Origin of the sequence: Luteibacter sp. (assembly GCF_051958795.1) — a bacterium.
In the GTDB taxonomy this organism is placed as follows: Bacteria; Pseudomonadota; Gammaproteobacteria; order Xanthomonadales; family Rhodanobacteraceae; genus Luteibacter.
In genome coordinates, this window is sequence record NZ_JBQCFT010000392.1 from 1 (window position 1) to 2,003 (window position 2,003).

Annotated in this window: 3 protein-coding genes; 2 read left to right on the forward strand and 1 reads right to left on the reverse strand. The window is 67.1% G+C overall.

The genetic code is table 11. From position 1 onward, the window contains the following. Window positions 1–33: 33 nt before the first annotated feature. On the reverse strand, window positions 34–465 hold the full coding sequence (locus tag ACTHLF_RS20525; protein ID WP_440329976.1) for an MAPEG family protein: 432 nt from the start codon (window positions 463–465) through the stop codon (window positions 34–36). Window positions 466–572: 107 nt separating this feature from the next. Between ACTHLF_RS20525 and ypfJ the strand changes: the two genes are divergently transcribed. Both ypfJ and ACTHLF_RS20535 read left to right on the forward strand, forming a co-directional pair. Next, on the forward strand, window positions 573–1,448 hold the full coding sequence (gene ypfJ / locus ACTHLF_RS20530; RefSeq protein WP_440329978.1) for a KPN_02809 family neutral zinc metallopeptidase: 876 nt from the start codon (window positions 573–575) through the stop codon (window positions 1,446–1,448). Window positions 1,449–1,451: 3 nt separating this feature from the next. Then, complete coding sequence (locus ACTHLF_RS20535) at window positions 1,452–1,796, forward strand: YkgJ family cysteine cluster protein (protein WP_440329980.1); 345 nt, start codon at window positions 1,452–1,454, stop codon at window positions 1,794–1,796. Window positions 1,797–2,003 lie beyond the last annotated feature (207 nt).

Consider the following 2,003-nt stretch of genomic DNA (forward strand, 5'->3'; position numbering starts at 1 on the left):
CGGCCCCCCCCCGCTCCCACAAGGGTGCCGCGATCAGCCTGCCTGCGACGCATCCTCGGCCGGCGCCGCGTTGTTCTCCATGATCGCCATGCCGATCCCGCCGGCGGCCATCAGCATCAGCGCGGCCCAGGCGATCATCGACACCATGTAACCCGGGCCACGGCGCGAGGCATCACGCAGGTAGGACACGGCGTACCAGACGCGGCCGGCGAGCCAGATCAGCCCCGCGATGCCCGCCCAGAGCGGATCCACGTACTGCGCCGCCAGCCACAGCGCCGGGATGAACATCGTGGCGTTCTCCAGCGTGTTCATCTGTACCCGCCAGGCCCGCTCGAACGCCGGATCGCCCGAAATCGCCGGCGCCTTGATGCCGTAACGGCTCCGCGCCCGGCCCACGGACCAGACCGTGAAGAACATCAGGAGCAGGGTGAGCAGGGTGACGACGGCGGGGAGCTGACTATTCATGAAACGATCCGGGGGACGACGGTAACCGCCGAGTTTACCGGCAACCGTCCGTGCGATCATGCCGACCGTGTCTCGCGGGAGCACGCGAGCGGGGAGAGGAGAACGCCATGCTCTGGGATAAAGGCCGTAGAAGCGACAACGTGGAAGACGCCGGCACCGGCGGCGGGGGCCCTTCATTCGGTGGTGGCCGCGGCCTCGGCATAGGGGGGATCATCCTCCTGGCCATCCTGGGACTGGTGTTCTATAAGGACCCGACCGCACTGCTTAGCCAGGACGGCGGCGGCAGCCTGGCGCCGCCCCAGGCCGAAGCGCCCCGGCATGCGCAGCCGGCGGAATCCAGCGACCCGCAGGTCGACTTCGTCCGGGCCATCCTCGGCGAGACCGAGGACACCTGGGGCGAGATCTTCGAGGCGAATGGCCACCAGTACGTCCAGCCGAAGCTGGTGCTGTTCCGCAACGGCGTGCAGACGGCATGTGGCTCGGCATCCTCGGCGGTGGGGCCGTTCTACTGCCCCGGCGACCAGAAGGTGTACCTGGACCTGGGCTTCTTCCAGCAGATGCAGCAGCAGTTCCACGAATCCGGCGACTTCGCCCGCGCCTACGTGATCGCCCACGAGGTGGGCCACCACGTGCAGAACCTGGTCGGGGTCTTCGACAAGGTGAACGAGGCGCGCCGGCGTGGCGCGCGCATGGAGGGCGCGAACGGGCTTTCCGTGCGCCAGGAATTGCAGGCGGATTGCTTCGCGGGTGTTTGGGCCAACCATTCGCAGCAGCGCCAGCACTGGCTGCAGGCGGGCGATATCGAGTCCGCGCTGAACGCGGCCACGGCCATCGGCGATGACCGGCTGCAAGAGCAAGGGCAGGGACGGGTGGTGCCGGATTCGTTCACGCACGGGACGTCGGCACAGCGGGTAAAATGGTTCAAGACCGGCTTCAATTCCGGCGATATCGGCGCGTGCAACACCTTTTCAGGTTCGATCTGACGTATGACCCACCCTTGCTTGCGCTGCGGCGCTTGCTGCGCGACGTTCCGCGTCGCCTTCCACTGGATGGAAACGGACGCGGCCGGCGGCATCACGCCGGCTGCGCTGACGGAGCACCTCGATCCGCACCGTGTGAACATGCACGGGACGAACGCGTATGAGCCGCGCTGCAAGTCGCTGGTAGGGACGATCGGCGTGGCGGCGCATTGCGGTATCTATGAGGTGCGGCCCTCGCCATGCCATGACCTGAAGCCTGCATGGGAAGACGGCGTGACGCCGAGTCCGCAGTGCGATAAGGCGCGCCTCAAGCACGGCATGCAGCCGCTTACGCCGGCGGATTTCGTTTAGGGCTCGCCTTCGGCTTCGCGCTATACAACCGGTTCAGTCGCTGGCGCGAATGCATGTACTGAGCGGCTTGCGCCGCCTCGCGCTCCGATGCCTCTGGAAAGAGGCCTTGGGGCCCACCCTCGCTGCTCAGACAGGTCCTGTGGGAGCGCGCTTGCGCGCGACATCTTTCGCGGACAGAGCCACAGGCCCTGCTGCATCGAGGCGAAC

Bases quoted from the DNA above. Each gene is read 5' to 3' on its own strand.
- ACTHLF_RS20525 (WP_440329976.1), bottom strand. From the start codon at position 465: ATGAATAGTCAGCTCCCCGCCGTCGTCACCCTGCTCACCCTGCTCCTG.
- ypfJ (WP_440329978.1), top strand. From the start codon at position 573: ATGCTCTGGGATAAAGGCCGTAGAAGCGACAACGTGGAAGACGCCGGC.
- ACTHLF_RS20535 (WP_440329980.1), top strand. From the start codon at position 1,452: ATGACCCACCCTTGCTTGCGCTGCGGCGCTTGCTGCGCGACGTTCCGC.